The organism is Embleya sp. NPDC001921, assembly GCF_053594475.1.
The window spans coordinates 49,027-74,981 of sequence record NZ_JBSFEO010000058.1; the positions used below are offsets into that span (position 1 = coordinate 49,027).

A 25,955-nucleotide genomic window follows, 5' to 3' on the forward strand; every position below is an offset into this window, starting at 1 on the left:
CACCGGAACGCGCGACACGCGCGCAACGCGCCACACCCACGGAAGGCCCCGCCCCGGTGCCCCGACTCAGTTCACCTGCCGCCCGCCCTCCCCCCAATACCGGGCCCGCAGCGTCTTCTTGTCCGGCTTGCCCAGCGGCGACAGCGGAATCGCATCGGCGAAGTCGATCGACTTGGGGGCCTGTACCGCGCCCTTGCGCTCCTTCACCAGCGCGATCAGCTCCGCCGGATCCACCTCCAGGCCCGGCCGGAGCACCACGACCGCCTTGACCGCCTCGCCCCACTTGTCGTCCGGCACGCCGACCACCGCGACCGCCGCCACCGCCGGATGCGCCGAGATCACGTCCTCGACCTCGCGTGGGAAGACGTTGAAGCCGCCGGTGATGATCATGTCCTTCTTGCGGTCCACGATGGTCAGGAAGCCGTCCGGGTCCGCCCGCGCGATGTCCCCGGTGTGCAACCACCCGCCACGCAGCGCCTCTTCGGTCTGCTCGGGCTTGTTCAGGTAGCCCGCCATCACCAGCGGCCCGCGTACGCAGATCTCGCCCGGCTCGCCCTGGGCCACCTCGTTCAGGTCGTCGTCGAGCAGCCGCACCGTCAGGTACGGGACCGGCCGACCGCACGAGGCGAGGCGCGCCGGGTCGTTCGGGTCGTGCTCGTCCCGGCGCAGCACGGTGATCGTCATCGGGCACTCGGCCTGACCGTAGTACTGGAAGAAGATCGGGCCCAGCCGCTCGATACCCTCCTTGAGCCGCGCCGGCGACATCGCGGAGGCGCCGTAGAACACGGTCTCCAGGCTGGACAGGTCGTGCTTGTCCAGGTCGGGGTGGTCCAGCAGTACGTACAGCATGGTCGGCACCAGCATCGTCGCGGTGATCCGGTACTTCTCGATCGCCGCGAGCACCTGCTTCGGATCGAAGTGCGGCAACACCACGATCGAGCCGCCGCGCAGCAGCGTCGGGATGAAGGCCGACATGCCCGCGTGCGACAGCGGCGTCGCGACCAGGAAGCGCACCTCGTCCGGCCAGTCCCACTCGGCGAGTTGGATGGTCGGCAGGGTCACCCCGGAACGGTACGTGGACATCACGCCCTTGGGCCGCCCCGTCGTGCCGCCGGTGTACGCGTAGCCCGAGACGTCCTCGGCGCTCACCTCCGGCGGCGTGATCGCACCCGGCTCGAACTTGGCGGCCAGCGCGAGCAGATCGACCCCGAGCCCGTCCGCGGTCGGCCCGAAGGCGAGCAGCTTCAGGTGCGGCAGCCGCTCCTTCAGCGCCGCGGCCCGCTCGCCGTACGGTCCCGGGTCGTAGATCAGCGCCTCGACACCGGCGTCGGCCAGCACGTACGCGTGGTCCTCCAGCGAACCCATCGGGTGCAGCGGCGTCGCGCGACAGCCGGTCAGCATGTTGCAGCCGGTCGCGAACAACACCTCGGGCCGGTTCGCGGACAGCACCGAGACCATGGTGCCCTTGACCACGCCCTGCGACGCGTACGCCTGCTGGTACCGGCTGATCTCGTCGCGGACCTGACGCGCCGTCAAGACGTCCTCGCCCGCCGGTCGGTCGGTCAGGTAGACGGCCGGCTTGTCGGCGTGCCTGGTCAGCGCGTGCAGGAGCAGATCGGGGACGAATACCGGGCGGTGCAGCGCGGCGGGCAGGTCGTACGACATCTGCGGCTTCCCCTCGGAGGCGGTGGACGATGACGGACGGCGGCGGACCGTGGCGGACGCCGAAGGCGTCGCCGTACGAGAACATGTTTTCGCCATCCATTGACCTCGTCAAGGAACCTTACCTATCGTTCGGCCGGTGGCCGACCTCGTTCCCAGGCCGAGAGGATGACCGTGTCGACACAGACCGTCAGTACTATCCAGTTCCCCTACAAGCGCACACTCGGACCGGTCATGGGCCGCTTCTTCTCGGAGCTGACCGCCCGTCGCATCGTCGGGATCCGCTCCGGTGAGCGGGTGATCGTGCCGCCCATGGAGTACGACCCGGAGACCGGGAACGAGCTCGCGCACGACTTCGTCGAGGTGGGTCCGGCCGGCACCGTCCGGTCCTGGACCTGGGTCGCCGAACCGATCGAATCGCACCCGCTGGACCGGCCGTTCGCCTTCGTGCTGGTGCGGCTGGACGGCGCGGACACCGACCTGGTGCACGTGCTGGACGCCGGCGGCGAGGACGCGGTGAGCACCGGCATGCGGGTCGCGCCGCGCTGGCGCGACGAGCCCGTCGGCCGGATCGACGACATCGTCTGCTTCGTGCCGGGCGAGAGCGCCGAGACCCCGGCGGGGGAGCCCGGCGAGGCGCAGGAGGTGACCACGATGGAGTACTTCTCCAAGATCACCTACACCGACGTGCTCTCGCCCACCCTGGTCCGCTACGCGAACAACCTGCGGGCCGGCCGGCTCACCGGCCAGCGCTGCCCGCAGTGCAACCGCGTGTTCCTGGGCCGGGGTTACTGCTCGGTGGACGCCATCCTGCTCGGCCCCGAGCTGGACGAGGTGCTGCCGGACCGGGGCGTGGTGTCCAACTACACGATCATCACCCCCACGCCCTACCCCGGGCAGAAGGAGACCGAGCCGTTCGCGCGGGCCTCCGTCGTGCTCGAAGGCGACGAGATGGTGATCGCGCAGCAGCAGATCCTGGACATCCCGGTGTCCGAGATCCGGGTCGGCATGCGGGTCCAGGCGGAGTGGATGCCCGAAGCCGAGCGGGACGCGGCGGAGATCACCAGCAAGGGCTGGGGCACGGTCTCGGGCTTCGTCAAGGGTTGGCGGCACACCGGCGAGCCGGACGAGCCCGCCGAGCAGTACATGAACCGGGTGTTCTGATGACGGCGCGTCACAACGCGGACGGCACCGGCCGGACCGGCCAAGAGGCGGGCGAGACAAGGGAGACGGCAGTGCGGCAGGACAGCGACATCGCGATCGTCGCGACCGCGCAGCTCCCGGCGGTGCGCCGGCAGGAGCTCACCGAGACCGAGATGTTGCTGATGGTCGTGGACGAGGCCCTGGGCAAGGTCGACCTCAAGCGCTCCGACATCGGGTTCAGTTGCCAGGGCTCGTGCGACTACATCTCCGGCGGCACGTTCTCGTTCGTGCCCAACCTGGACGCGATGGGCGCGTGGCCGCCGATCCACGAGTCGCACGTGGAGATGGACGGCGCGTGGGCGATGTACGAGGCCTGGGTGCGGCTCAAGCACGGCGACATCGACATCGCGGTGGCGATGGGCTCGGGCAAGTCCTCCACCGGCGACCCGGCCGCGATCTACCCGCAGGAACTCGACCCGTACTACCTCGCGCCGCTCGGTCTGGACCCGGTCTCGCTGGCCGCGCTCCAGGCCCGGCGGCTGATCGAGTCGGGCAAGACCACCGAACGCGAACTCGCCGAGATCGCCGCCCGCTCGCGGCGCGACGCGGCGGGCAATCCCAAACAGCAGGTGCGCAACGCCGAGCAGGACGTGGACAAGCTGCTCGCCGAGGCCTACCTGCGCAACCCGCTGCGCAAGAGCGACCTGCCGCCGATCTCGGACGGCGCGTGCGCGGTGGTGCTCGTCCGCGGTCCGCGCGCGGCCGAACTGACCGGGCGTCCGGCCTGGATCACCGGCCTCGACCACCGCAGCGAGGTGCACAACCCGGCGCTGCGCGACCTGACCGACTCGCCCTCGACCCGGATCGCCGCCGAGCGCGCCGGTGGTGTGGCGGGCGTCGAGGTGGCCGAGCTGATGGCTCCGTTCACCGCGCAGGAGGTGATCCTGCGGCAGTCCCTGGGCCTGGCCGACGACGTGCTGGTCAACCCCTCCGGCGGCGCGCTCACCGGCAACCCGCTGATGGCCACCGGCCTGGTCCGGATCGCCGCCGCCGCCGACCGGATCCTGGTCGACGGCCACTCGCGCACGCTCGGGCACGCCACGTCCGGTCCGGCACTCCAGCAGAACCTCGTCTGTGTCCTGGAAGGTGACAACCGATGACCCATGAGCGCGTTGCCGTCGTCGGCATCGGCCAGACCAAGCACAAGAAGCGGCGGGACGACCTGTCCATCGCGGGCCTCGTCCGCGAGGCCGCCCAGCGCGCGCTCGACGACGCGCGGATGACCTGGAGCGACATCGACGCGGTGGTGATCGGGAAGGCGCCCGACATCTTCGAGGGTGTGATGAAGCCCGAGCTCTACCTCGCGGACGCGCTCGGCGGGGCCGGGAAGCCGGTGTTTCGGGTGCACACCGCGGGCAGCGTGGGTGGGTCCACCGCGATCGTCGCCTCGCACCTGATCAGCAGTCGCGTGCACAAGCGGGTGTTGGCCGTCGCGTGGGAGAAGCAGTCCGAGGGCAACGCGCAATTCGGCCTGGGCGGCGGCAAGTCCGGATCGATCGGCGCGGGCGGCGCGTTCGCGCCCTGGATTCGGGCCTACATCCAAAAGTCCGGGGCGCCCGAGCACATCGGCTGGCAGGTGGCGGTCAAGGACCGGCAGAACGCGCTGCGCAACCAGTACGCGCACCTGCAACTCAAGGACATCTCGATCGACAAGGTCCGCGAGTCGCCGATGATGTGGGACCCGCTGCACTTCCTGGAGTCGTGCCCGTCCTCGGACGGCGCCGGCGCGATCGTGCTGACCGACGAGGCGGGCGGCGACGCGGCGGCGGCCGACGGCCGGGCCCCGGCCTGGATCCTGGGCACCTCGATGCGTTCCGAGCCGTCCTCGTTCAACGGCCGCGACCCGATCCGCCCGCAGGCGGGCGTCGACTGCGCGTGGGACGTCTACCGGCAGGCCGGGATCACCGACCCGCGCCGGCAGATCGACGTGGCCGAGTTGTACGTGCCGTTCTCCTGGTACGAGCCGATGTGGCTGGAGGGCCACGACATCGCGCCCGTGGGCGAGGGCTGGAAGATGGTCGACCGCGGTGAGACCGCGTTCGACGGCGACTTCCCGGTGAACCCGTCGGGCGGCGTGTTGTCCTCCAACCCGATCGGCGCGTCCGGCATGCTGCGCTTCCTGGAGGCGGCCCTCCAGGTGCGGGGCGCGGCCGGGGAGCACCAGGTGGACGGCGCGAAGGTCGCGCTGGCGCAGGCGTACGGCGCCGCGGCGCAGTACTTCGCGATGTGGGCGGTGGGCGCGGACAAGCCCTAGCGGCCCCGCGCCGCACCGGCGACATCGCGCGGGAACCCGGCTCGGCGCGACGGCCGAGGTGTCGAGCGAGGTGTCGAGCGAGGTGTCGACCGGCAAATGGTAAGGCTCCTTGACCTTGATTTGGTCAAGGAGCCTTCCTATTCTGGGGCCTTCACCCGGTGACCGGAGGTTCTGGCGATGAAGCCCCCCATCTGCGCGAGGCTCGGGATCGACTTCCCGATCTTCGCGTTCTCCCACTGCCGTGACGTGGTCGCGGCGGTCAGCCGAGCCGGCGGCTTCGGCGTCCTCGGCGCGCTCGCGTTCGATCCCGAGCAACTGGAGATCGAGCTGGCCTGGCTCGACGAGCACACCGACGGCAAGCCCTACGGCGTCGACCTGGCGATCCCGATGGCGTACATCGGCAAGGGCGGCGGCGACGCCGCGCTGCCGAGCAATCTGGAGAAGCTGATCCCGGAGCAGCACTGGAAGTTCGTCGACGAACTGCTGGAGCACCACGGGATCCCGGCGCTGCCCGCCGAGTTGACGGACAAGCCGGTCAAGGCCGCCGGGCTGAACGTGGACCTGGAGTCGCGCGCGCAGATCGAGGTGTCGCTCAAGCACCCGCTGGTCAAGATGTTCGTCAACGCGCTCGGCCCGCCGCCGGCCGACATCATCGACGCGTGCCACGCGGCGGGCGTCCTGGTCGGCGCGCTGTGCGGCAGCCCCCGGCATGCGCAGAAGCAGGTCGAGGCGGGCGTGGACGTGGTGGTCGCGCAGGGCACCGAGGCCGGCGGGCACTGCGGCGAGATCTCCACGATGGTGCTCATCCCGCAGGTGGTGGACACGGTCGGCCCGGACGTCCCGGTGCTCGCGGCCGGCGGCATCGGCGGTGGTCGGCAGATGGCCGCCGCACTGGCGCTCGGTGCGCAGGGGGTGTGGACGGGGAGTCTGTGGCTCACCGTCGCCGAGGCGGACACCCACGAGGTGGCCGTACAGAACCTGCTGGAGGCCAGGTCCACCGACACCGTGCGCTCGCGGGCGATGACCGGCAAGCCGGCCCGCCAGCTCAAGAGCGCGTGGACCGAGGCGTGGGAGGACCCGGCGAATCCCGACCCGCTGCCGATGCCGCTCCAGGGCATCATCTACAACGCGGCGTCCCGGCGGTTCACCCGGACGAAGAACAAGGAGCTCAACGGCTGGCCGGTGGGCCAGGTCGTGGGCATGCTCGACCGGGTGCGGCCGACGCAGGAGGTCGTCCTGTCCCTGGTCGAGGAGTGGATCGAGACGACCGAGCGGCTGAGCGCGTTCCTCGCCGACGACTGAGCGCGCCGCGGCGATTCGGATCCGGCGGCGACTTCGATCCGGCCGAGACCTGCCGGGCCGGGCGCGCGGGAGGACTCGCGTGCACGGCCCGGCGGTCGGCGGGCCACGGGAGTGAGTGACACCGGTCCCGCGCCTATGGGTATCGCGAACTGTCTCGGTATTTCCGCAACCTGAGCGTTTTGGGGGCGTCAGCGGCGAGATGTCGGTAAAATCCGCCGCTCTCGCCCTCGCTCTCGCTCTCGCCCTCTCGCCCTCGCCGGCGTCGGGCCCCGACACGTGTGCGGGTGCCCGACGCCGGCGGTTCGCCTACGGGGCGACCGAGTCCCACCCGGTGAAGCCCGACGGGTCGTGCCGACCGAATGTGCCGTGCTCGAAGATGCCCACACCCTCGGCGAGCAACGCGCCGTCGGGGCCGGTGAGTCGGGCGGAGGCGACGTGGTCGATCACGCTGAACGGGATGCGCCTGGCCACCTCGGGGTCCTTCTGCTCGTACACCGCGCCGTCGAGGTAGTCCTCGCCCTTCCACTGGCCGTGGCCCCAGTCCGGGTCGCCGCCGTAGCCCGCGCCGACATTGAGCGCGATGTACCCGTGGTTGTCCAGGTGCAACGTGAGCGCGTTGCGCTTGCGGTCGGTCAGGTGGATCGCGGCACCCTCGGGCATCCGGGTGCCGGACGTGTAACGCACGTCGAACTCGGGCCAGCCGAGTTGCTCGGGCGCCTTCCCGTCGGCGATCGGGAAGATCCGGATCGCCTCGGTCAGGAAGCGGTGCCCCTCGGCCGACTCCTGCGCGATGATCATCAGCGCCTGGTCGCCGAGGTGGATCGGGATCCAGTTCCACCAGAACCCGGCGGTCTGCGCGGGCCGCCCGGCCGGCGGTGCCTCGCCCGACGGGCGGATGCCCCACGAGCGGTCGCGCGAGCCGGACCAGGTCTGCGGGGTGACCGCGATCTCCTCGCCGTCCAGGGTCACCGTGCCGGTCCAGTCGCCGATCTGCACGAAGCGCGACGCGTCCAGGAGTGGCTTGAAGTCGCTGCGCTGCACGTGTCGAGGTTCCGGCAGCGGCGCGAACGGCGACGTGAAGGTGAGGTCGATCGAGATGCCCTGGTCCGGCGCGTCGCACACCACGCGGACGCTGGCCAGCGGCTCCAGGACCTCGATCCGGTACGGCCCGACCTCCTGCTTGAGCCGATCCGGGCCGAGCGCGCCGGACATCCGCACCGCGTGCTGGCGGCCGTCCCTGCGGATCACCACGTACGCGTCGATCACGCCCAGGTTCGGATAGACCCCCAGGCCGGTCGCGATCTGGACGCCGCCCGCGCGGTCGTAGGCGTGCATGATGCAGCGGTCGTAGAAGTTCCGGTCGGTCGAGCCGACCTCGCTGTGGAACAGCGGGACCTGGTGGACCGGATACTCGTCCAGGGGCACGGGGATCGGCATCGCATTCCTCCTGACCACGCGCCGACGTGCGCCGACGCGTTGGCGCTGGTTGAGACGTCGTGCGAGTCTGCGCCAAATCATTGACGCAATCAAGCGTCTTGGCTGCGGCCGACGCCCGCTCGTCGAGCGCGGTCGCGGGCCGGGCGGCCTCGACGGGCGCGGCGCGGCGCAGCGCGGTACGGCGTGGTGCGACGCGAGTTCGACGCGCCGCCGGCGCGGTGCCGCTGTGGCCGAGGTGCTGCCGGTGCGATGCCGGCGTGACGCCCTCTTGACGCCCGGCGGCGGCCCGTCGTGGCATCGGAGGTATATGGCGAGAAGAATCGGACATATCGGGCATATCGGCCATGTAGTCGAATCCGCCACTCGGTTGGTCCTTCAGACGTCGGTGCGGTTGCCACGCTCCGTGAGACACGTGTTACTGAAGTTGTCCATGTGTAGGGATACCGCCCGGACCACGCTGTCGCCCACCGTCGTGGGGGAGGGCGGTCGGGATGGAAGTCCGCGACGCGTCGGGAGAGATCATGAGCCATCAGCAAGACCTCGTCATCTGCCGCGAACTCGGCGACCGTAACGGCGAGGGACGGGCGTTGAACAACCTCGGCACCGCCCTCCAGTACGTGCGGCGGTTCGACGAGGCCATCGATGCCCACCAGGAAGACCTCGTCATCTGCCGGGAGCAGGCCGACCACCACGGAGAGGGCCAGGCGCTGGGCAATCTCGGTACCGCCTACCAGCAGGTGGCGAAGTTCGACGAGGCCATCGACGCCCATCGGCGGGCCGCCGCCCTGTTCGCCGATCTCGACGACCGGCACCGCGAGGCCCAGGTCCTCAACAACCTCGGCACCGCTCTCCAGGAGACGCGGCGGTTCGATGAGGCCATCGAGGCGCATCGGCAGGCCGCCGCCCTGTTCACCGAACTCGACGACCACCACCGCGAGGCCCAGGCCCTCAACAACCTCGGCATCGCCCTTCAGGAGGTGCGGCGGTTCGATGAGGCCATCGAGGCGCATCGGCAGGCCGCCGCCCTGTTCACCGAACTCGACGACCACCACCGCGAGGCCCAGGCCCTGAACAACTTCGGGTTTGCCCTTCAGGAGGTGCGGCGGTTCGGCGACGCCATCGAGGCGCATCGGCAGGCCGCCACCCTGTTCACCGAACTCGACGACCTGCACCGGCAAGGCCGGGCGCTGGACTGCCTCGGGGCCGCGTTGCACCAGGTGCGGCGGTTCGACGAGGCGGCCGACGCGCACGAGCGGGCCGCGACCCTGTTCGAGAAGCTCGGCGACCGGCACCGCGAGGGCCAGGCGCTGAACAGCTTCGGGGCCGCGCTCCAGCAGCTCCGGCGGTTCGACGAGGCGGCCGACGCGCACGAGCAGGCCGCGACCCTGTTCGGGCAGGTCGGCGACCGCCTCGGCGAGGGCCGGGCGCTGAGCGAGCTGGGTACGGCCCGCAAGCGGGCGCGCGGGGACGAGGACCGCCGGCCCGGGCTGTGGCGCAGACTCGCGGCGCGGCGCCGGGATCGCCAGGAACGACCGTTCGACGCGATCGCCGCACTCGGCCCGGTCCTGGAACCGACGCAGTAGCGAACGGCTCCACCCGGCCCATGCCCCCGGGACGGCTCCCCGCCGGTTCACGGGCACTGGTCCGCGCGTGGTCGTCGCGTCGAGCCGGCGCCCGGGCGGAGGAAAAGACGCGGAGGACGCGGAGGACGCAGAAGACGCCGAGCGAGGTGGCCGGAATTCCGCATTCCGGCTTCCTCGTTCGGCTTCCCCGTGTCGGGTTCGACTTCCCCGTTCCGGAATTCGGGCTTCCGGATTCCCGCTTTCTCGGGCCTGACGGGACGCCCCGGGTCGGCGCCGAAGATCGGCGTCCGAGGATCAGCGTCCGGAGTGGAAGTAGTCCCGCGGATCCCTTTCCGCCCCGCGCCGGCGCGACGCCCGTTGGCCGACCCGGTTCGCGGCCGATGTCGCACCGATCCGGTTGTCCTCCAGGCGGGCCAGTCGGGCGTCGAGTTCCGCCTCTTCCTTGATCTCGTCGGCGGACGGCGACAGCGCGACGACGAACAACGTGATCACCGTGAAAAGGCTGATCCCGGTGATCAACGGCGCGAGGAATTGGGAGGCCTCCACACCGTGCGCCATGCCGTGTCTGCCCTCGGTGCGCACACTCATCGCGGACATGCCGGTGTAGTGCATTCCGCTGACCGCCAGGCCCATGATCAGCGCGGCGCCCCCGGTCGCCGCGAATCCGCTCACGTTCAACGCGGCCCACAGCGCGGCGGTGGCCGCGACCACCGCGATCACGATCGACAGGCCGACCCGGAACGAGTCGTATTCGACCGAGCCGTCCAGGCTCATCGCGGCCATGCCCATGTAGTGCATGCTCGCCACGCCGCCACCGGTGATCACCCCGCCGAGGACCAGTCCCACCGCACCCGCGTCGCGCCGACCGGCGACCGCCATGCCGATGCCGACCACCACCACCGCGAGCACGAGCGACGTCATCGTCTTGGCCACGTCGTATCGAATCGGTGTCTCGCGCACGGAGAATCCGAGCATGCCGATGAAATGCATGACCCAGATTCCGGTGCCACCGATCGAGGCCGCGCCCAGTACCAACCAACGTGCCCGAACCCAACCGCGCACCGCGCGCGCCCGTGTCGTGCAGAGCAGCCCGAGAGCCGATCCGACGCACGACATGAGATAGGCGATGCCCGGGGTCACAGCTCCGTACGCGAAATGATCTACGTGTCCCATGCCGGCAAACCGCTCCGTTAGTCCAGGCCCCTTCGGAAGCGGGGAAACGTCATCGTCGAATCGCCGATGATAGGGCAGCCGGGCCGGTGGTTCTCAGGCGGGTTTGCGACATTCCGAAACGAAGATCGAGAACGTCACCGCCCGTACGCGGAGCTGGAATTCGGATAAAGATCCCGGTAGGCCGGGACCTCGCCGCCGCGCTTCGCGGCCAGTACGCCGTGCAGCACGGCCCGGGCGAATACGTCGGCTGCCGCCGCGTGGATCACGGTCAGCGCGGCGGCCTCCGCGTTGACCCCGTACGGCGTGCTCGGATCGGGTGTGGGCAGCGGCACCCGGGCCGTGGACACCGCGAAGACGGTGTCGCCGTCGTAGAGCGTGTGCACCGGTCGGATCGCCCGGGCCAGCCCGTCGTGCGCGACGCCCGCGACCTTGTGCGCCTGCGACCTGGTCAGCACCGCGTCGGTGGCCACGATCCCGATCGTGGTGTTGAGCGAGGGCGGCACCCGTGCCGACGCCGCGGCGCGGTCCAACGCGGCGGCGTGCTCGGCGTGTTCGGGCGGGGCGAGCGGAAACTCGCCGGGCAGGCCGAGACCGGCCGCGTACGGCAGCCCGCCGGTCGGGTCCACCGCCGAGCCGGCCGCGTTGACCACCGCGAGCGCGGCGACGGTGACCCCGCCGGGCAGCACCACGCTCGCGGTGCCGACCCCGCCGCGCAGTCCGCCGACCATCGCGCCGGTGCCCGCGCCCACACTGCCCATCGGCACCGGCGCGTGCTCCGGCTCGGCGTCCGCCGCCGCGATCGCCGCCCGACCCAGCGCCGCGTCCGGCCGTCGGGCCCAGTCGCCGCCGCGCCCGAGGTCGAACAACGACGCGGCCGGTACCACCGGCACCACCTGATGCGGCTCGGTGCCGACCGGGAACCCGCGACCGCGCTCGGCCAGCCAGGCCACCACGCCGCCCGCCGCGTCCAGGCCGAACGCGCTGCCGCCGCTGAGCACGATCGCCTCGACCCGGGGCACCAGGTTGCGCGGGTCGAGCGCGTCCAACTCGCGGGTGCCGGGCGCGCCGCCGCGGACGTCCACCGCGGCCACGAAGCCGCCGACCGGGCCGAGCAGGACGGTGGTTCCGGTCATCGCTCCGGCATCGGTGTAGGCGGCGTGTCCGACCCGCAGACCGGCCACATCGGTGATCGCGTTGCGCGGCCCGACCTTGTATTCCTCGACGTCGAACATGCAGCCTCCCGGGAGCGGTGAACCGTGCTGAGGTCCCTGTTCCCATGCTGCTCCATCGCCCATGTCTCAGAGTTCGAGATTCTCGTCTCAAGCTCTGAGAAAGCTTGTATGGTGCACTGATATCGACGTGGAGGTGGCGCGATGGGGGAGAGCCGGCGCTGGCTGATGCTGGCCATCGGGATGTGCGCACAACTGGCGAGTTGCGTGTTCCTGTACGGCCTCGCCTATCTCGTTCCGGTGCTGCGCGAGGACGAGGGCATGTCGCTCGCGCAGGCCGGCACGGTCGTGGCGTGCCCGACCTTCGGCCTGCTGCTGACCCTGGTGTTGTGGGGCGCCGCGGCCGATCGCTGGGGCGAGCGGCGGGTGATGGCGGTGGGCCTTGCGCTGGCCGGAGTCGCGATCGTGGTGGCCCTGGCCGGCGACGGCGCGGTGTGGTTGGCCGGTTGGCTCGCGGTGGCGGGCGCGTGCTCGGCGGCGGTCAACGCGGCCAGCGGGCGGGTCGTGCTGGGCTGGTTCGCTCCCGAGCAGCGCGGACTGGCGATGGGCATGCGGCAGATGGCGCAACCACTGGGCATGGTGGCCGGCGCCCTGGCCCTGCCGCCGATCGGTACCCACGCGGGCTTTCGGGCCGCCCTGGTCTTCCCGGCCGTGTTGTGCGTGCTGGGCGCGGCGCTGGTCGCGCTCTTCGTGCGCGATCCGGCCCGACCCGAGACACCGGCCGGCGCGAGCAGGCCCGCCTCGCCGTACGACTCGCCGATCCTGTACCGGATACACGCGGCGAGCGCGCTGCTGGTGGTGCCCCAGTTCGTGGTGGTGTCCTTCGCGTCGGACTACCTGGTCTCCGAGCACGGCTGGACCGCGACCACCGCCGGCCGCCTGCTCGCGGCCGTGCAACTGGTCGCGGCGGGCACCCGGATCGCGGTCGGCCGCTGGTCGGACCTGGTCGGCTCCCGACTGCGGCCGATGCGCACGTTGTGCGCGGTCAACGCCGTGGTGGTGGGCGCGCTCGCGCTGACCTCGGTGATCGGCGGACCGGTCGCGATCGGCTTCCTGCTGCTCGCCTCGGTGGCCACGGTGAGCTGGAACGGGCTGGCGTTCACGGCGGTCGCCGAGATCGCGGGCGGCGCGTGGGCGGGGCGGGTGATGGGCATCCAGAACACCGGCCAGAACCTGACCGCCGCCGCCGGACCACCCCTGTTCGGGATGATCATCGGCGGCCCGGGCGGCTATTCGGGCGCGTATACGATCTGCGCGCTGCTGCCGGTTCTGGCCGGGCTGTTGACGCCGGGTCAGGACTCCCGTTCGGAGTACGCGACCATGCCGAGCAGCAACACGTCGATGCCGAACGCGAAGCGCTCGTCGCCGTCGCCGGAGGTGAGCGCGTCGCTCAGCGACATCAGCGTGGGAAACCGCGAGGCCGGGAGCGACGCGAAGTAGTCGTGGATCCGCTGGTAGTAGGCGCCGCGCTCGGCGTCGGTCGACCCGTGCACGGTGCCCTGGCCGCCCATCTCCAGGCCGGACATCACGGTGTACATCGACAGCAGGTCGGCCGCGAACGCGCTGACCTTCTTGGACAGCCCGCCCGCGCGCAGGATGGCCAGCAGGCGCTCGGAGGAGTCGAGCGAGTTGGGTCCCATCGGCACCGCGCCGATCAGGGCGCGGCCGAGGTCGCGGTGTGAGGCGTACACGTCGCGGATCGCGAACATCGCCTCGCGCAGTTGCTCGCGCCAGCGCTCGGGGTCGGCGACCGGGATCCGGACCTCCCCGTTGACCCGGTCCACCACGAGCTCCACGAGCTCGTCCTTGTTGGCCACGTACGCGTAGAGCGACGCCGCGCCGGTGTCGAAGCGCTGGGCGATCCGACGCATGCTCAGCGCGTCCATGCCCTCCGCGTCGATGATCTCCAGCGCGGCGGTGACGATCGCCTCCTGGGTCAGGGTCGGCTTGCGCGCCGCCCGACTCCTGGGCGACGTGCGCCAGGGCGGCACGGGTACTTCGGGAACCTCGGACACGGCGCCACCTCCTCGATCAACCCCACACCGATCGCTCGGCTTACGAACACCGTACTTGACGCGAACACCGTTCGAAGCTAGAACGGTGTTCGAAGAGTTAACGGCGTTCGAAGCGCGAACAGTGTTCGCGTCCGAGGGGGAGACGATGGAAACCGACATCACCAGGACGGCGCCGGTCGCCGCCGAGCCGGCGGAGCGGCCGTCCTACCCGCTCCGGTGGATCGGCCTCGCGGTGGTCATGGGCGCCGACATCATGGATCTGCTGGACGCCACCATCGTCCAGGTGGCGGGCCCCGGCATCCGGGAGTCCCTCGGCGGCACCTCGACCCACCTCCAGTGGTTCTCGGCCGCGTACACGCTGGCGCTCGCGATGTTCCTGATCACCGGCGCCCGGCTCGGCGACATCCTCGGCCGGCGCCGGATGTTCCTCGGCGGGGTGGTCGCCTTCACCGTCACCTCGGCGCTGTGCGGCCTCGCCCAGTCACCGGAGATGCTGATCGGCGCGCGCGGCTTGCAGGGCCTGGCCGCCGCGATGATGGTGCCGCAGGCGATCGGACTGATCCGGGAGATGTTCGACGAGCGCGAGATCGGCGCGGCGTTCGCGGTGTTCGGCCCGGCGATGGGTCTGGCCGCGGTGCTCGGCCCGATCCTGGGCGGCGTGGTGATGGACGCCGACCTGTTCGGCCTGGGCTGGCGCGCGGTCTTCCTGCTGAACGTTCCGCTGGGTCTGTTCGCCCTCTTCGCCGGCTCCACCGTGGTGCCCCGACCCACCGCCCCGGCGGCCGGCGCGCGCCGGCCCGGTCTGGACGTGGTCGGCATGGTCCTGGTCACCGCCGCGCTGGTACTGCTCGTCTACCCGCTGGTCCAGGGCCGCGAGCAGGGCTGGCCCGGCTGGATGTTCGCATGCATGGCCGGCTCGTTGCCGGTGCTGGCGCTGTTCGCCTGGTACGAGGTGCGGACCAGTCGTGCGGGCCGCGACGCGCTGGTGGAGATCGGCCTGTTCCGCAACCGCGCGTTCACCGGCGCCCTCGCGGTCGGCCTGATGATGTTCGGCTCGATGATCGGCCTGATGCTCCTGCTCGGCGTCTACCTCCAGGTCGGCCTGGGTTGGAGCGCGACGCACGCGGCGCTCGCGCTGATCCCGTGGTCGCTGGGCTCGACCGTCGGCGCCGGCCTGGCCGGCGCGGTGCTCGCCGCCAAGTACGGCCGCCGGGTCCTGCACGCCGGCCTGCTGCTCGGCCTGGTCGGGGTGATCGGCATCGGCGCCACCCTCGCGCTGCACGACGGGCCGGTGGACGCCTGGGTCCTGCTGCCGGCGACGACGGTCACGGGCTTCGGCTTCGGTCTGCTGATGGCGCCGTTCTTCGGGATCGCGCTCGCCGGGGTCGGCGACCACGAGATCGGCTCGGCCTCGGGAGTGCTCAACGCGGTCCAGCAGCTCGCGGGCGCGCTGGGGGTGGCGCTGTTCGGCACGCTGTTCTTCGGCCACGTCGAGGACAACGTGGCCGCCGCGCACGGGGCGGACGCGGTGCGCGCGGTGTTCGACGACGCCTTCGCGATCGGCCTCGTGGGCAGCGCGCTCGCGCTGGCCGCGGCGTGGGGGCTCGCGTTCCTGATGCCGCGGTGGGAGCGGCCGCCGGGCGCGGAGGGCGGCGCGGGGCACTGAGGCCCGGCGATCCACGGCGCGCGTCGGCGCCGGACCGGCTGGACGAGCCGGTCCGGCGCCGACGCCCTCGCGGCGTCAGTGGCTGCCGGCGATGCCGTGTCGGGACGGGTCGCCGCCGAGCGACGATGCCCCGTCGCGGGAGAGCACCGAGGCCCGGCTGCGGAAGGCGTCCTCACGGGCCGCCTCCTGCGGGTGCCGCGAGCGCCAGTACGGGTTGTCGTGGGGCAGATGGCCGCTGACCCGCCCGTACAGGCCGAAGGTCATCACCAGCAGACCGACCACGAAGCTGAAGATCACGTTCGGCATCTTGAAGGACAGGTAGTTGATGTCCGAAGTGCCCATCAGGCCGAGATTGACGAACCCGCTGATCACGAACAGCGCGCCCACCACGATGTTCACGGTCGAGGCGGTGTTGCCGCCGATGATCGCGCCGACGATCAGGATCGCGCCGACCACGACCGAGATCAGGCTCAGCGCACCGTTGGTCGACATGCCGGCGACGTCGCGCCCGGTGGTGGAGAAGAAGCCGACGTTGTTGGTGAAGCCCAGGACACCGAACGTGATCAGCACGATTCCCATGAACCCGCCGCCGTAGCGGTAGACCTGCCCGAGCCGATGATCGACCGGCAAACCCTCGTCCAAGCCTGGCATGGCCGCCTCCCGGTATCCGGTTTGTGGAATAACTCCTCTTTATCCCTCTTCCCGGAAATACCGGATCGACGCCGCCGAAGATCACCCGGGCAGGACCCGGTCGCCGCCGGCGAGAAGCCCCGGGGACGGGACCCGCCCGCCCGCCGTCGGCCCGCTCAGCCGATCAACTCCACATGCGCCTCGCGGATCCCGTACACGAACGCGTTCGGCATCTGGACCACCGCGCTGCCGGGCACCGGGCGCAGCTCGCGCACCCGGGCGAGCAGTTCCTCGAAGAAGACCCGGATCTCCAGCCGGGCCAACGGCGCGCCCAGGCAGAAGTGGGTGCCGAAGCCGAAGGTGATGTGGTCGTTGGGCGTGCGCGTCACGTCGAACCGCTCGGGCTCGGCGAACACCGCCGGGTCGCGATTGGCCGAGCCGTACATGAGCACCACCTGGTGTCCGTTCGGGATCACCGTGTCACCGACGCGCTGGTCCCCGACCGCGACCCGGCACATGTTGTGGATCGGGGTGGTGTACCTGATGAACTCCTCCGTGGCCACCGCGAGGTCCGCGCCCGCGCGCAGCAGGTCCCACTGCTCCGGGTGCTCGATCAGGTACAGGAAGGTGCGGGCGATCACCGTGCGGGTGGTCTCCGCGCCGCCGTCCAGCAGCAGCAGGCAGTCGCTCGCCACATCGCCCGGGCCCACCGGCTCGCCGTCGATCCGCGCCGTGGTCCACACCGACATCACGTCGTCCGCCGGACAGGTCTTCTTGGTCTCGTACAGTCCCAGCGCCGACCGGATGAACTCGCCCGCCGCGGCCCGGCCGTCCTCGGTCAGGTAGCGCGGTCCGCCGCCGAGCGCGATGGTGCGCTCGGACCAGTCCCGCAGCAGCGGCCAGTCCCGGTCGGGAAACCCGAGCAGCCGCCCGATCATCTTCGCGGGCAGTACGGACGCCAGGTCGCCGACCACCTCGACGGTGCCCTTGGCCACGGCGGCGTCCAGGAGTTCCACGCACGTCTCGCGCACGTGCGCCTCCCACTCGCGCACGCCACGCGGGGTGAACCACTTGCTCACCAGCTTGCGCCGTTTGTTGTGCAGCGGGTTGTCCAGGCCGATGATCGCCGGGTCGGCGGGCAGGTTGGGGCGGTAACCCCCCTTGTTCCGGTCGGAGTTGACGAAGTGCTCGCTGCGCGCCTCGACATCCTTGAGATCCGCGTGCCGAAAGACGCCCCACAACTCGTTGCCCGCGTCCCACGCGACGGGTTCGTGCTCGCGGAACCACGCGTAGTCCGCGTAGGGGCCGTTCGCGTACCAGTCGCCGTCGAGCAGGTCGAGCCTCGGTCGCGGGGTCGGCGTCGTCGTCATGGGCAGATCCTCCGGATCGCGTCCTGGGCCGGGGCGGGCTCGGGTACGCAATCACGAAGCGGGAGCGGAAACCATAGCCGCGCGGGCCGCCGGGCCGGGGCCGGGCCTGGCTGTGCCGCGGGTGGCGGGCCGTTACGCGGGCTTCAGCACGATCTGGCCGTTGGTCACCGCGATCTGCTTCGCGGCGAGCGGGCGAGGGGCCGGGCCGCCGAGGACCGCGCCCGTGCCGGCGTCGAAACTGCTGCCGTGGCACGTGCAGTTGATCTTGCCGGCCGCGACGTTGGCGACCAGGCACTGCTGGTGCGTACACACCGCGGTGAACGCCTTGAAGTCGCCGGCGGTGGGCTGGGTGACCACGACCTTGGCGTCGTCGTAGATCTTGCCGCCGCCGACCGGCACATCGCCGACCGCACCGAGCGTCTTGTCGCCGGCGGGGGCGGTGTTCTTCGCGTCGTCATCGCCGCCGTCGTCGCCACCACAGGCCACCAGGGTCGCTCCGGCGGCGGCGACGAGGGCGCCGCAGACCAGGACCCGGCGGGTGGGCTCGGCCCTACTCGTCGGCTCGGTGCTCGTCCGCTCGACGCTTGTCGGCTCGGTGCTCGGGTCGCTCGTTCGCATGGGGTGCCTCCGTCGTCGGTCCCGGCGCCGGCCGATCACGCGGCGCCGATGCAACGGAAACGTACGCGAGCGGCTCGTGGTTCGACGGATCGGTGAAGCGAACGGGTGCAACCGGTTCGAGGTCTTCCGAGAGGTCCCCCGAGAGGTCCCGCGGGAGGTCCCGCGGGAGGTCCCGCGGGAGGTCCTGCCGGAGGTCCCGCGAGACGTTCCGCGAGAGGTCCGCCGAGGCGTCCTCGACGGCTTGGTCCGCCGGGTCGGCGGGTTCGGCCGGGCCGTCCGGCATGGCGGCGACGGCGGATTCGGCGTCCGGTGCCGCCTCCGGCTCGTCCGGGTCGGCGGCGCGCTCCGGCAGGGTGAACTCGATCCGGGTCCCGTCGGTGTACCCGGTGTCCACGGCGATCCGGCCGCCGTGTTGTTCGACGATCCGCTTGGCCATCGCGAGTCCGATGCCGCTGCCGGTGTACGTCTCGCGCGGGTGCAGCCGCTGGAAGGCCGCGAACACCCGTTCCGCCGCCTCGGTGGGGATGCCGATCCCGTTGTCGGTCACGGTGATCCGCCATCCGTCGGCGACCGGCTCGGCGTCGATCCGCACCCGTGGCGGCTCGTACGGGCGCTGGAACTTCACCGCGTTGCCCAGCAGATGCTGGACCAGCGTGGCCAACAGCGCGGGATCCGCGTCCAGCACCGGCAGTTCGTCGTACGCCAACTCGGCGCCGGTGTCCTCCACCCGATCCGCCATGTCCAGCCAGGTCTGCCGGACCAGGTCGCCCAGATCGACCCGGGCGCTCTCCGCGCGCGAGCGGCCCACCTCGGTGAGGGTGACCATCTCGTCGATGAGCACCTGGAGTCGGCGGGCGTTGTCGATGGTGAAGTCGATGTACTGCCGGCCGCGCCGATCGAGCACGTCCTGGTAGCGCTCCTGGAGCATCCGGCCGAACGAGACGATCCGGCGCAGCGGATCCTGCATGTCGTGCGTCGCGGCGTGCGCGAACCGGTCCAGGTCCGCCCGGGCGAGCCGGGCCCGCCGGGCGTGCTCCTCCACCAGGGCCCGCAGTTCCTCCCCGGCGTGGATCAGATCCCGGGTCTGCTCGCGTTCGGTCTCCAGCGCCCGGTCCCGTTCCGCGACCGACTCGGTCAGCCGGGCGATCTCGGCCCGCGTGCGGCCGGCCTCCTGCTCCGCGGTGCGGGCCCGCGCGTGCAGCTCCGCCATGGTGCCGGCGATCAGATCGAACTCGCGGCTGTCGTAGCGGGCGGCGCGCGCCGGCTTCGCCGTCGGATCGGCCAGCCGCACGAGCGGCCGCTCGACGGTGCGCCGCAGCGCGGCCTCGATCAGCACGGTCAGCCCGACCACGACCAGCAGATCGCCGCCGAGCACCAGGAGCAGGCCGCGCGAGCGCGCGTCGCCGTCCAGCGTCAGACCCACCACGAGCGCCGCGACGGTGGCGAGCATCACGGCCCCGCACGGCACCCAGATCAGCCGCAACCGAGCGCGCACGGTCCACCACGAGTCCTCGGAACCCGCCATCGGTACCCGCCCTCTCCGGCCCGCCGTCGCCCGCGCGAAACCCCCGCGCGGGTCCCCCCTCGTGGAACCCTTCGTGGAACAAGGAAATTGTGGCAGTGCCGGGCGCGGGGCACGAGGGCATGATCCGACCGCGCGCGTCCCGGGGGCTCCGGGCACACCCGGTGACCCGGAACGATGCTCGCGCGCACCGTCCGCGCACAGATTCTTAAGGCAGTCATAAATCACCCATACCGGGGTGCCGAGGCCGTCGATCTTCGGGATACGGTCGCAGGGCCGGCCGGGCGCGTTTGGAGAGACGGCGCCGAGCCGACGCACAGCGGGGGATTCCTGCGACCGTCGCCCTCCCTCCCACTCGTCGGGGCGACGGTCGAAGGAACCCTTCGTCACGACTTCGTGACCGTGCGGGTATCGGCCTGATTCGTCCCCACCGGGGTATCCATCCGGCCGGTAGCGTCCACAGGCCGAGGCCGTATCCCGCTGAGAAAAATGGTGGTCGAGTGTCGCGACGAACTTCGGATGTCGAGGCGACTGCGCACAGGCGTCGAGTGGTGATCGGCGCGCTCTTCTGCGTGGCCGCGGTCCTGGTGGTGGCCGGCCTCGCGTCGACCGGACGCATCTCGGGCCATCCGAGGTCGCGCGGCACCGGTGACGCCTCCCGCGGCTACCACCTCCCGGACCCGGCCGAGGGCGACCGGATCGCGGCGAGCCTGCTGGGCGGGGCGCCCGCCGGTCCCTCCTCCGGGGTGTCCGGGTCGCCCGTGCCCATGGAGTCCTCCGCGCGGGTCGAGCCGCTGCCGCCGTCGGATCCGCTGGAGGCCGCCCCGATCGCGGCGACCCCGGCGATCGGCGCGCTGCTGCACGTGGCGGACGGAGAGGATCCCGAACACTTCTGCACGGCGAGCGTGGTGCGGTCCCCGAACCGGAACCTGGTGGTCACCGCGGCGCACTGCGTGTACGGCGACGCCTTCGCCTCCGACATCGCGTTCGCGCCCGGCTATCACGACGGCGTGATGCCGTACGGCGCGTGGGTGCTCTCCCGGATCGACGTGGACCCGCGCTGGGTCTCCGACCGGGACCCGGACTACGACGTCGCCTTCCTCCAGGTGCGTCGCCCGGGCACCGACGACCGGATCGAGACGATCACCGGCGCCGAGCAGGTCGACTTCGACTCCGCTCCCGCCCGCCCGGCCCGCCTGATCGGCTACCCGGACGACGAGGACCAGCCGATCGGGTGCCAGAACACCACGTCGGCCTACTCCGACACCCAACTGCGCTTCGACTGCGCGGGTTTCCCCAACGGCACCAGCGGCGGCCCGATGCTCACCGAGATCGACCCCGCCAACGGCCGCGGCACGGTGATCGGCGTGATCGGCGGCTACCGGGAGGGCGGCGACGACCTCACCTCCTACAGCAGCTACTTCGGCCCCGAGATAGCCGCCCTCTACGACCGAGCCCGCACCGCCGAGGTGTCCCCGACCACCTGACCCACCCCCGAAAACACCGAAACCCCGGCCGAAGCCGGGGTTTCTCGCCTGTTCGACCAGGGTGCCCCCAGCAGGATTTGAACCTGCGACACCCGCTTTAGGAGAGCGGTGCTCTATCCCCTGAGCTATGGAGGCTTCGGGGCCGTGAGGTCCCGCAGGACAGGGTAGCGGAACGGTCGAGGGGGTGGCCGGCGGCTTTGGCGCGGGTCAGGGTTTGTTGACGGTCAGGACGACGGCGGAGTCCTCGAGGGCCTCGAGGGAGTGGGGCTCCTCGGGGATGACGAGGAGGTCGCCGGAGGTGCCCTCGATGGTCTCGTCGTCGGTGGCCAGGCGGACGTGGCCGGTGAGGACGATCAGGGAGGCCTCGCCGGGGCTCTCGTGGGGGGCCAGCGAGTTGCCGGTGGTCAGGGCGATCAGGGTCTGGCGCAGGTGTTGTCGGGATCCGCCGAGCATGGTGACCGAGCTGCGGCCGGACGAGGCGGCGCGGGCTGAGGCGAGTTGCTCCCTGGTGGCCGTCCGGAGCGAGATTTTGTCCATGTATGCCAGTTTCGGGGGCGCTCACTCTCCGCGCATGTTCTGGTGTGCCCGGGCGTGCGGGGACTCCCGGGTCGGGTGATGCTGGGCGGATGGGGGTGGCGTACGACGCGCGCTCGCGACGCACGCTCGCGACCGTCGTCGGGGCGCGTGTCCGAGGTCGGATTCGAGGCCGCCGACAAGGAGATATCCACTTGCTCGCGCATCGAAGAATGAATCTCATGACCACAGACGAGAGTGCTCGCACCCGCGGAACCGTGTTCGATCGGGACGGGTCGCTGGTGGCCGACTACCGGCTGGGCAACCGGTCCGGCCGCCCGGCCGCACTCGACCTGCGCCTGCACCGGCTCCCGGCCGAGCTCGCCGCGCCCGCCCTCCTGACCGCGCTGCCCGGATGGGTGGTGTCGTCCGACGAGGAGACCGGTGCGGTGCTGCTCGCCGCCGGCGGCCGGCTGTTCCGCCATCTGCACCAGTACGCCCGCGACCTCGGCCCGGACCTCGGGGACACCGCGTGGACCGAGGCGGGCATCGAGGTGCGCCCGGCGGTGTCCGTGCCGCCCTCGGCGCTGTACGCCACCTGGCTCGCCGCCTATCCGCCGGATCACCCGGACAGCGACGAGCACCCGAATCCACAGGATGTGGACGGTCTGTACGACGGCCGCACGCTCGGGCCGCTGTGCGGGTTCAGCACCGTGGCGGTCGAGCAGGGGCGGGTGGTCGCGGTCGTGCTGGTCAACGACGCCGAGTTTCTCGGGCCGTGGATCACCGAGGTCTTTCGCGACCCGGACCCGCGGTACGCCGGGCTGGGCGGCCGGTTGTTGCGGCACACGCTGGGACTGGCGGCGGCCGACGGGCTGCCCTCGATCGGGCTCGCGGTCACCGAGGGCAATCCGGCCCGGAGGGTGTACGAGCGGCTCGGGTTCCGCCATCGCGCGTCGTTCGTGCAGGTCGTCCTCCCGGGAGGGGAGCGGCAGACACCATGACACCAAGATGAGACCTTAGTGTCTCATGAGAATTAAGGATGTCTCATGGTCGGCTCCACCACCCATCCCTCCGAGCTCGACCCGACGCGTTGGGCCGTGCTCGCGATCCTGTCGGGGAGCCTGCTGATCATCGCGATGGACGCGACGATCCTGAACGTCGCGTTCCCCTCGCTGGTCGCGGATCTGCGCCCCGATTCGGTCGAGCAGTTGTGGATCATCGACGCGTACGCGCTGGCGTTGTCCGGCCTGCTGGTCACCGCCGGCGCCCTCGGCGACCGCTGGGGGCGCAAGCGGCTGCTGCTGGTCGGCTTCGCGATCTTCGCGCTGGCCTCGCTGCTCGCGGTGGCGGCCACCGAGGCCTGGCACGTGATCGCGGCTCGGGTGCTGCTCGGCGTCGGCGGCGCGGCGATCATGCCGTCCACGCTGACCATCCTGCGCCAGGTGTTCACCGACGCCCGCGAGCGGGCCCTCGCGTACGCCGTGTGGTCGGCGGTGTTCGGCGGCGGCATGGCGCTGGGGCCGGTCGTCGGCGGCCTGCTCGTGCAGTCGCACGGCTGGCAGTCGGCGTTCCTGCTGAACGTGCCGATCGCCGTCGCGGTGATCGGGTTCGGACTGTGGCTGCTTCCCGAGTCGCGCTCGCCGCGCACCGGTGTGTGGGACTGGCCCGGGGTCGGACTGTCGATCGTCGGCATGGGCACCCTCGCGGGCGGCATCAAGCAACTCGGCAAGGCCGGTGTCGCCGATCCCGTCGCGTGGGTGCTGCTGGTGGTGGCCGCGGTGACCCTGACCGTGTTCGTGCGCCGCCAACTGCGACTGGCCAATCCGTTGCTCCAGGTCCGGTTGTTCACCCATCGCGCGTTCACCATGGCCGCGACGGCGATCTTCCTGGGCATGCTCGGACTGGGCGCGGCGCTGTTCCTGCTCAGCCAGTGGTTCCAGTACGTACAGGGGTACAGCCCGGTCTCGGCCGGGCTGCACCTGCTGCCCGCGCCGATCGCGCTGATCCTCGCGTCGATGTTCGTGCCCTCGCTGATGCACCGCTTCCCGCCCCGCAACGTGCTCGCGTCCGGCCTGGCGCTGATGGGCCTCGGGCTCGCGCTGCCGTGGATCGGGCAGCACTTCCGGGACGTGGACTACGTGCTGGTGGGCGTCTCGCTCGCGGTGGTCGGATTCGGCGTGGGCACGCTGGCCACCGTCGCGTCGGTGGTGCTGATGTCCTCGGCGCCGGCCGCCGAGTCCGGTGGCGCGGCGGCGATCGACGAGACCGCCTACGAACTCGGCGCCGCGCTGGGCGTCGCGATCCTGGGCAGCCTGGCGTCCTCGCTCTACCGGTCCGACCTGGCCGGTCTGGACCTGGGGCCGGCCGATCTGGCGGCGGTGCGCGAGTCGATCGGCGAGGCGTCGGTGGTCGCGGATCGGCTCGGCACCGGGAGCCTCCTGGACCGGGCCGGCGAGGCGTTCACCTCCGCCATGACACCGACCTTCCTCGCCGGCGGCGTGGTCGCGATGATCGCGGCCGGACTGGCCTGGCTGCTGATCCCGCGCGACCTGCAACCCGCGCCGGACACGCACTGACGCCGGCCGAAACGGATCGGTCGACGACGGGCGCGCGTCCGTCGATGGTGTCGGATAACAGTGGATAAGCCGATATTCGCCGCCGAATCGATGCCGCCTCGCAAAGTCGACCTGGGATCGGCGGGGCAGGCCGGGGTGCGTGCCTTAGGAACATCCGGGCCTTGTCGACCGTTGAGCGGATCGTAGGCACCAAGCGGCACCCCCACAGTACGCATGGGCGGCCCGACGACGGGCAGGCGCTCGCAGGGGCCGCTATCGGCCAACCTTTCAACAGTACATCTGCGGACGGAATATCACAGGCTTCTCGTTCGTTCGAATTACTGACGAACGCGAATGAAAGCGAGGGCTAGAGCATGCCGACTACACGTGGTGTGGCCCGACAGGGCGCCGAGCGAGTGGCGGCTTCCCGCACGCGGAAGGCTGCCGACGTCGAGCGCGACACGGTCGGTGTGTACCTGGACGAGATCAGCCGCACGAAGCTGCTCGACGCGGAGCGCGAAGTCGAGATGTCCAAGGACATCGAGGCCGGGCTGTACGCACAGAAGCTGATCGACGAGGACGCGGTGCCCGAGGGCGTCGAACAGGCCGAGTTGGACCGCCTGATCGAGCGCGGGGCGCAGGCCAAGGAACTGTTCATCCAGGCCAACCTGCGTCTGGTGGTGTCCGTCGCACGACGCTACCCGCGGAGCGGGATGCCGTTCCTGGACCTGGTCCAGGAGGGCAACGTGGGCCTGGTTCGCGCGGTCGAGAAGTTCGACTACGCGAAGGGCTTCAAGTTCTCCACCTACGCGACGTGGTGGATCCGGCAGGCGATCACCCGGGCGATGGCGGATCAGGCGCGTACCGTGCGGCTGCCCGTGCACCTGGTCGAGGAACTGAGCAAGATCCGCCGGGTGCAGCGCGAGTTCGCCCGCGACCACGGCCGCGATCCCGAGATGGCGGAGATCGCCGAGGCGGTGGGCTCCACCCCCGAGCGGGTCGTGGACGTCATCGGCTGGGCGCGCGACCCGATCAGCCTGGACACCCCCGTGGGCGACGACGGTGAGACCGAACTGGGCGAACTGGTCCAGGAGACCGACCCGTTGACGCCGGAGGACATCACCCTGGCGACGCTGCGGCGCGAACAGATAGCGGATCTGGTGGGTCGGCTCGACGGCCGTACGGCCACGATCCTGCGGGCGCGCTACGGCATGGCGGACGGCAAGGAGCACACGCTGACCGAGGTCGGCAAGCAGCTCGGTCTCACCCGCGAGCGGATTCGGCAGATCGAGAAGCAGGCGCTCGTGGAACTGCGCGAGCTGGCCACCGCCCAGGGGCTGGAAGCCGCGTGACGCGCGTGCCGCCGGGGCGCCGGCACACTGGTGCGATGGCGGATGCGGATGCGGATGGACGCGCGACGAGTGGGTCGGGCGCGACGGGTGGGCCGGGCGAAGCGAGGCGGCGGGACGCGTTCGGCTGGGACGACCTGCTGCCGGACGTGAGTTCGGACGAGACCGACTCCGGCTGGGGAGACGCGCGCACGACCGCCGACCCGGCGGACCTGCGCCGGTTCCTGGACGACAAGCCGCCGCACCACCTCTGACGACACGAGACGGCGGGCCCGCACCTTCCAGGAAGGTTCGGCATCGGCCTCGCCGCGTCCGACGGCTGAAGCCGCCGCCCCTCCCCGCGCACCTCCACCGGCGACCGGCCGCGACGGGATGCGGGCGTCG

Annotated in this window: 21 protein-coding genes, 1 tRNA gene and 1 pseudogene; 12 read left to right on the forward strand and 11 right to left on the reverse strand. The window is 71.2% G+C overall.

The genetic code is table 11. From position 1 onward, the window contains the following. Nucleotides 1-66: 66 nt before the first annotated feature. A complete protein-coding gene (locus tag ACWCPW_RS44120) occupies nt 67-1,665 on the reverse strand; it encodes an AMP-binding protein (protein ID WP_449767272.1) in 1,599 nt (532 codons plus the stop codon). A gap of 165 nt (nt 1,666-1,830) precedes the next feature. Between ACWCPW_RS44120 and ACWCPW_RS44125 the strand changes: the two genes are divergently transcribed. The 4 genes from ACWCPW_RS44125 (at nt 1,831) to ACWCPW_RS44140 (ending at nt 6,421) form a co-directional block, all read left to right on the forward strand. Continuing rightward, nucleotides 1,831-2,826 (forward strand): Zn-ribbon domain-containing OB-fold protein, encoded by a 996-nt coding sequence (locus tag ACWCPW_RS44125; RefSeq protein WP_449767273.1) that lies wholly within the window; start codon nt 1,831-1,833, stop codon nt 2,824-2,826. After that, nucleotides 2,826-3,965, forward strand: a complete 1,140-nt coding sequence (locus ACWCPW_RS44130) for a lipid-transfer protein (RefSeq protein WP_449767274.1) — start codon at nt 2,826-2,828, stop codon at nt 3,963-3,965. Before ACWCPW_RS44125 ends, ACWCPW_RS44130 begins: the two co-directional genes overlap by 1 nt. Further along, complete coding sequence (locus ACWCPW_RS44135) at nt 3,962-5,119, forward strand: thiolase domain-containing protein (RefSeq protein ID WP_395864239.1); 1,158 nt, start codon at nt 3,962-3,964, stop codon at nt 5,117-5,119. Before ACWCPW_RS44130 ends, ACWCPW_RS44135 begins: the two co-directional genes overlap by 4 nt. 177 nt (nt 5,120-5,296) lie before the next feature. Then, nucleotides 5,297-6,421: a nitronate monooxygenase gene (locus tag ACWCPW_RS44140; protein ID WP_449767275.1), complete on the forward strand. Its 1,125-nt coding sequence runs from the start codon at nt 5,297-5,299 to the stop codon at nt 6,419-6,421. Nucleotides 6,422-6,727: 306 nt separating this feature from the next. On the opposite strand, the gene ACWCPW_RS44145 is transcribed toward ACWCPW_RS44140, so the two are convergent. Continuing rightward, a complete protein-coding gene (locus tag ACWCPW_RS44145; protein WP_449767276.1) occupies nt 6,728-7,858 on the reverse strand; it encodes a hypothetical protein in 1,131 nt (376 codons plus the stop codon). Between the two features lie 521 nt (nt 7,859-8,379). On the opposite strand from ACWCPW_RS44145, the gene ACWCPW_RS44150 reads away from it, so the two are divergent. Further along, entirely contained in the window at nt 8,380-9,441 is a 1,062-nt protein-coding gene (locus ACWCPW_RS44150; RefSeq protein WP_449767277.1) for a tetratricopeptide repeat protein, read from the forward strand. A gap of 294 nt (nt 9,442-9,735) precedes the next feature. Here the strand turns inward: ACWCPW_RS44150 and ACWCPW_RS44155 are convergent, their stop codons facing one another. Continuing rightward, nucleotides 9,736-10,614: an MHYT domain-containing protein gene (locus ACWCPW_RS44155; protein ID WP_449767278.1), complete on the reverse strand. Its 879-nt coding sequence runs from the start codon at nt 10,612-10,614 to the stop codon at nt 9,736-9,738. A 134-nt stretch (nt 10,615-10,748) separates the two neighbouring features. Then, nucleotides 10,749-11,846, reverse strand: a complete 1,098-nt coding sequence (locus ACWCPW_RS44160; protein ID WP_449767279.1) for a P1 family peptidase — start codon at nt 11,844-11,846, stop codon at nt 10,749-10,751. Between the two features lie 141 nt (nt 11,847-11,987). Between ACWCPW_RS44160 and ACWCPW_RS44165 the strand changes: the two genes are divergently transcribed. Then, a complete protein-coding gene (locus tag ACWCPW_RS44165) occupies nt 11,988-13,283 on the forward strand; it encodes an MFS transporter (RefSeq protein WP_449767280.1) in 1,296 nt (431 codons plus the stop codon). Here ACWCPW_RS44165 and ACWCPW_RS44170 read toward each other — a convergent pair. Beyond that, nucleotides 13,220-14,017: pseudogene (locus ACWCPW_RS44170) on the reverse strand (TetR/AcrR family transcriptional regulator); the annotation flags it as partial. The gene ACWCPW_RS44165 and the pseudogene ACWCPW_RS44170 overlap by 64 nt on opposite strands. On the opposite strand from ACWCPW_RS44170, the gene ACWCPW_RS44175 reads away from it, so the two are divergent. Further along, nucleotides 14,004-15,524 carry an MFS transporter gene (locus ACWCPW_RS44175; protein WP_449767281.1) on the forward strand — a complete coding sequence of 507 codons (1,521 nt, stop codon included), beginning with the start codon at nt 14,004-14,006 and terminating at the stop codon, nt 15,522-15,524. The pseudogene ACWCPW_RS44170 and the gene ACWCPW_RS44175 overlap by 14 nt on opposite strands. Before the next feature lie 75 nt (nt 15,525-15,599). Here ACWCPW_RS44175 and ACWCPW_RS44180 read toward each other — a convergent pair whose 3' ends face one another. From ACWCPW_RS44180 to ACWCPW_RS44195, 4 genes are all read right to left on the reverse strand, one after another. Beyond that, nucleotides 15,600-16,175 carry a DUF4383 domain-containing protein gene (locus ACWCPW_RS44180; RefSeq protein WP_449767282.1) on the reverse strand — a complete coding sequence of 192 codons (576 nt, stop codon included), beginning with the start codon at nt 16,173-16,175 and terminating at the stop codon, nt 15,600-15,602. 155 nt (nt 16,176-16,330) lie between these two features. Next, complete coding sequence (locus tag ACWCPW_RS44185) at nt 16,331-17,524, reverse strand: cytochrome P450 (RefSeq protein ID WP_449767283.1); 1,194 nt, start codon at nt 17,522-17,524, stop codon at nt 16,331-16,333. Nucleotides 17,525-17,656: 132 nt separating this feature from the next. Next, on the reverse strand, nt 17,657-18,142 hold the full coding sequence (locus tag ACWCPW_RS44190; RefSeq protein ID WP_449767284.1) for a Rieske (2Fe-2S) protein: 486 nt from the start codon (nt 18,140-18,142) through the stop codon (nt 17,657-17,659). Next, nucleotides 18,075-19,667: a sensor histidine kinase gene (locus tag ACWCPW_RS44195; RefSeq protein ID WP_449767285.1), complete on the reverse strand. Its 1,593-nt coding sequence runs from the start codon at nt 19,665-19,667 to the stop codon at nt 18,075-18,077. The genes ACWCPW_RS44190 and ACWCPW_RS44195 overlap by 68 nt, the downstream gene beginning before the upstream one ends. Before the next feature lie 548 nt (nt 19,668-20,215). Here ACWCPW_RS44195 and ACWCPW_RS44200 point away from each other — a divergent pair. Continuing rightward, nucleotides 20,216-21,151, forward strand: a complete 936-nt coding sequence (locus ACWCPW_RS44200; RefSeq protein ID WP_449767286.1) for a trypsin-like serine peptidase — start codon at nt 20,216-20,218, stop codon at nt 21,149-21,151. A 62-nt stretch (nt 21,152-21,213) separates the two neighbouring features. Here ACWCPW_RS44200 and ACWCPW_RS44205 read toward each other — a convergent pair. After that, nucleotides 21,214-21,286: transfer RNA gene (locus ACWCPW_RS44205), tRNA-Arg, on the reverse strand. Nucleotides 21,287-21,358: 72 nt separating this feature from the next. Beyond that, nucleotides 21,359-21,688 carry a cupin domain-containing protein gene (locus tag ACWCPW_RS44210; protein ID WP_449767287.1) on the reverse strand — a complete coding sequence of 110 codons (330 nt, stop codon included), beginning with the start codon at nt 21,686-21,688 and terminating at the stop codon, nt 21,359-21,361. A 218-nt stretch (nt 21,689-21,906) separates the two neighbouring features. Between ACWCPW_RS44210 and ACWCPW_RS44215 the strand changes: the two genes are divergently transcribed. The 4 genes from ACWCPW_RS44215 to ACWCPW_RS44230 all read left to right on the forward strand — a co-directional run bounded on the left by ACWCPW_RS44215 (nt 21,907) and on the right by ACWCPW_RS44230 (nt 25,825). Further along, on the forward strand, nt 21,907-22,668 hold the full coding sequence (locus ACWCPW_RS44215; protein WP_449767288.1) for a GNAT family N-acetyltransferase: 762 nt from the start codon (nt 21,907-21,909) through the stop codon (nt 22,666-22,668). 45 nt (nt 22,669-22,713) lie between these two features. Then, nucleotides 22,714-24,243 (forward strand): MFS transporter, encoded by a 1,530-nt coding sequence (locus ACWCPW_RS44220; protein ID WP_449767289.1) that lies wholly within the window; start codon nt 22,714-22,716, stop codon nt 24,241-24,243. A gap of 353 nt (nt 24,244-24,596) precedes the next feature. Beyond that, nucleotides 24,597-25,574: a sigma-70 family RNA polymerase sigma factor gene (locus tag ACWCPW_RS44225; RefSeq protein ID WP_395864211.1), complete on the forward strand. Its 978-nt coding sequence runs from the start codon at nt 24,597-24,599 to the stop codon at nt 25,572-25,574. A 35-nt stretch (nt 25,575-25,609) separates the two neighbouring features. After that, nucleotides 25,610-25,825, forward strand: coding sequence for a hypothetical protein (locus ACWCPW_RS44230; protein WP_449767290.1), 216 nt, complete (start codon nt 25,610-25,612; stop codon nt 25,823-25,825). Nucleotides 25,826-25,955: the final 130 nt, after the last annotated feature.

Coding starts and splice junctions, on each gene's coding strand:
- ACWCPW_RS44120 (WP_449767272.1), bottom strand. CDS start 1,665: ATGTCGTACGACCTGCCCGCCGCGCTGCACCGCCCGGTATTCGTCCCC.
- ACWCPW_RS44125 (WP_449767273.1), top strand. CDS start 1,831: ATGACCGTGTCGACACAGACCGTCAGTACTATCCAGTTCCCCTACAAG.
- ACWCPW_RS44130 (WP_449767274.1), top strand. CDS start 2,826: ATGACGGCGCGTCACAACGCGGACGGCACCGGCCGGACCGGCCAAGAG.
- ACWCPW_RS44135 (WP_395864239.1), top strand. CDS start 3,962: ATGACCCATGAGCGCGTTGCCGTCGTCGGCATCGGCCAGACCAAGCAC.
- ACWCPW_RS44140 (WP_449767275.1), top strand. CDS start 5,297: ATGAAGCCCCCCATCTGCGCGAGGCTCGGGATCGACTTCCCGATCTTC.
- ACWCPW_RS44145 (WP_449767276.1), bottom strand. CDS start 7,858: ATGCCGATCCCCGTGCCCCTGGACGAGTATCCGGTCCACCAGGTCCCG.
- ACWCPW_RS44150 (WP_449767277.1), top strand. CDS start 8,380: ATGAGCCATCAGCAAGACCTCGTCATCTGCCGCGAACTCGGCGACCGT.
- ACWCPW_RS44155 (WP_449767278.1), bottom strand. CDS start 10,614: ATGGGACACGTAGATCATTTCGCGTACGGAGCTGTGACCCCGGGCATC.
- ACWCPW_RS44160 (WP_449767279.1), bottom strand. CDS start 11,846: ATGTTCGACGTCGAGGAATACAAGGTCGGGCCGCGCAACGCGATCACC.
- ACWCPW_RS44165 (WP_449767280.1), top strand. CDS start 11,988: ATGGGGGAGAGCCGGCGCTGGCTGATGCTGGCCATCGGGATGTGCGCA.
- ACWCPW_RS44175 (WP_449767281.1), top strand. CDS start 14,004: ATGGAAACCGACATCACCAGGACGGCGCCGGTCGCCGCCGAGCCGGCG.
- ACWCPW_RS44180 (WP_449767282.1), bottom strand. CDS start 16,175: ATGCCAGGCTTGGACGAGGGTTTGCCGGTCGATCATCGGCTCGGGCAG.
- ACWCPW_RS44185 (WP_449767283.1), bottom strand. CDS start 17,524: ATGACGACGACGCCGACCCCGCGACCGAGGCTCGACCTGCTCGACGGC.
- ACWCPW_RS44190 (WP_449767284.1), bottom strand. CDS start 18,142: ATGCGAACGAGCGACCCGAGCACCGAGCCGACAAGCGTCGAGCGGACG.
- ACWCPW_RS44195 (WP_449767285.1), bottom strand. CDS start 19,667: ATGGCGGGTTCCGAGGACTCGTGGTGGACCGTGCGCGCTCGGTTGCGG.
- ACWCPW_RS44210 (WP_449767287.1), bottom strand. CDS start 21,688: ATGGACAAAATCTCGCTCCGGACGGCCACCAGGGAGCAACTCGCCTCA.
- ACWCPW_RS44215 (WP_449767288.1), top strand. CDS start 21,907: ATGACCACAGACGAGAGTGCTCGCACCCGCGGAACCGTGTTCGATCGG.
- ACWCPW_RS44220 (WP_449767289.1), top strand. CDS start 22,714: ATGGTCGGCTCCACCACCCATCCCTCCGAGCTCGACCCGACGCGTTGG.
- ACWCPW_RS44225 (WP_395864211.1), top strand. CDS start 24,597: ATGCCGACTACACGTGGTGTGGCCCGACAGGGCGCCGAGCGAGTGGCG.
- ACWCPW_RS44230 (WP_449767290.1), top strand. CDS start 25,610: ATGGCGGATGCGGATGCGGATGGACGCGCGACGAGTGGGTCGGGCGCG.